This window comes from Streptomyces sp. NPDC051133, assembly GCF_040682635.1.
GTDB lineage: Bacteria > Actinomycetota > Actinomycetes > Streptomycetales > Streptomycetaceae > Streptomyces.
Genome location: NZ_JBFBBK010000185.1, coordinates 1 through 2,278, shown reverse-complemented (window position 1 = coordinate 2,278; position 2,278 = coordinate 1). Strand labels below are relative to the sequence as shown.

Here is a 2,278-nt window from a genome sequence, read left to right as displayed (position 1 = left end):
GGCGTACCCGCAGCGCGGTGGCCGTCGCCGACCATCTCGCCACGGAAGAGATAGCGCCACCCGTCACCCGGGCGAACCTCCGCTTTGCTGATCACCAGCCCAGGGAACCCCGGCGTTGACCTGCAAAAAAGCGCGATCCCGGGTCCTTCCCGCCGGGCGGGAGGCCATCGCTAAGTCTTTACCGCAGCGCCCGCCGGGCGGCCCGCCACGGCAGCCCGCGACGGTAAGCCACCGACGCGTGCACAGTCCGCCGCATGAACAACGACCTGCTCCACGGAGACCTTTGTCCGATGTGCCGCCGCCATCTCACGCTGCGGAAGACCGTCGCAGTCCGATCAACCCAGTCGCACCATCCCACCCGGACCGACACGATGCCTTACTGCGAGAGCTGCGCAACCGACATGGCGCGGGCCCAGGAATGGGCGGACATGATGTGCGCCCTTCTGCGTCGACACCTCCAGTCCCCTGACCCCGATCGATACATCAACCAGGAAGCCCTCGATCTTCTCGCAGGTCTGATGGGCAGGCCCGTCACGGAGGGCCAGCAAGAACCTACATGGCACTTCATCGGCAGGCAGATCGCCGAGTGCGGCGCACAGCAGGGTGAAGAGGGGTGTCGGCCAACGTAGGAGGGGCTATAGCCGGGTGTTCCGGCTACAACCCCTCTGAGCTCGGTGCTTACCGGGTAAGCGCCCGTCAGCCGATGAGCAGCTCAACGAGTTCTTCGATCTGCTGCGGCGTGAGGCGTCGCTTTAGGTCTGCGGCAAGTACCTCCAGATCCTCTTCCGCCCGTTGTGTACTGGTGGCGGTTGCGGGTTCACCTTGGCGCTTTGCGGCTTACCGGGTAAGCACCCTTCGGCTTCCGGCTGGCCTCGCTTTTCTGCTGGGCCCGCTGCGGTGGCGTGTCCTGTCCCACTTGTTCTGGCTGTCGTGACCTGGTTGGGCGCTGGCTGACCGCTTCGCCTGGGGTCGGCAGACCTGCTCGCTGAGATTCCCCACCCACCTGCCGCCGCCACGCCCACCTCCCCTCACGCCAGCCGGAGCGAGCCCTTTGTGGGCGACCAGCCACGAGAGGCACCGGCCTAATTCGAATTTGGGGGCGGGAAAGTTGAGGCTCCTACTGAAGAACACAAGGGAACGGCTCCTCGGGGAGTCTCCCTTCGTCGTGACCGTGCTGGTGTGGCCTGCGCTAGTCGGCGGACGGTTCAAGCATCGGCTCGAAGGCGGACCGGTCGTCGTCGAGGCCGTGGGGGAGGAATCCGTCGCGGACGGTGCGGGCGGCGGTGGTGAGCAGGCGGTCCAGGACTTCGCGGTCGGCGGCCGGGGAAGTCGCACTGCGGCAAGGAGACGGTTGCGGACGGCGGGGTGATCCGGGTGGTCATCGAGGTAGTCGGAGTTGAGGACCGGGGGCCGCAAACCGGCCAGGGCGTCGCGCCAGGACGGCAGGACGATGCCGAGGGTCAGTGCCTCGGCGAGACTCGGCAATGAATGAGGGAGGCCCGGCCCTCGGAGTCGGTGTAGAGGACGGGGCGGGCGCCGTCCGGCACCGGCGGGCCGCAGAGGTAGTGGGTGCCGCCCGCGTTGCAGCCGGCGACGGGCTCTACCGGGAGAGCGTTGGGCAGGGCTATCGATTCGATCGGGTCGGTGCGGGCGAGGTCGAACTCGCCGTCGCGGGAGAGGTAGGAGGCGACCTCGGGACACGCGGCGATCCTTCGGAGCAGTGCATCGTCTGAGAGGGCGGCCGGGTTGAGGGCCACGGCGACCGCGGGGGTGAGGGGGGCCGGCGAGGACGTGGCGGACGGCGTCGAGGGAGACGGGGCGTTCGTAGTAGCCCTCGAACCATGCCTGGACGCCCTCGGGGGAGCGGTTCGTAAGGAGGTGGAAGAGGAGCCCGGAGCCGTCCGGGTCTGCGCTGCCCGAAGGGAAAGCGATGGCCGAGCCGGTGCGCCAGACGGTGTCGCCGGCCTCCTGCCACAGGCAGGCGGTGACCCGAGGGGCGTTTATGCCCTCGTCGTGGAAGGCGGGCTTGTCCAGGAGCGGGCGCAGCGGAGCGGGCACCTCGTCGATGACACCGGGCCAGACCTGCTCGTCGTCAGTGGCGTACGGGCTCATCTCCGACTCGTGGTCGAAGCCGCGTATGAGCACGTCGGCCGGAGTGAAGAGGACGGCGAAGTCGTCTCCAGAGCCGTTTTCCATCAGGGCCGCCTCGACACCGGGGCCCCAGAGCCCAGCGAGCTACCGAGCTGCTCCACCCCGCGCCGTTGCTCGGCAACCGTAC

3 protein-coding genes are annotated in these 2,278 nt (G+C 68.3%); 2 read left to right on the top strand and 1 reads right to left on the bottom strand.

All coding sequences use genetic code 11. From position 1 onward, the window contains the following. The first annotated feature begins 254 nt into the window (after positions 1-254). The gene (locus AB0N17_RS46180) at positions 255-629 is read left to right on the top strand and encodes a hypothetical protein (protein ID WP_366017661.1); all 375 of its coding nucleotides are present in this window, start codon (positions 255-257) and stop codon (positions 627-629) included. An 831-nt stretch (positions 630-1,460) separates the two neighbouring features. Here AB0N17_RS46180 and AB0N17_RS46175 read toward each other — a convergent pair. Then, positions 1,461-1,757 (bottom strand): hypothetical protein, encoded by a 297-nt coding sequence (locus tag AB0N17_RS46175; protein ID WP_366017660.1) that lies wholly within the window; start codon positions 1,755-1,757, stop codon positions 1,461-1,463. 34 nt (positions 1,758-1,791) lie between these two features. Between AB0N17_RS46175 and AB0N17_RS46170 the strand changes: the two genes are divergently transcribed. Then, the coding region (locus AB0N17_RS46170) for a hypothetical protein (RefSeq protein WP_366017659.1) at positions 1,792-2,278 on the top strand (487 nt) is incomplete at its 3' end.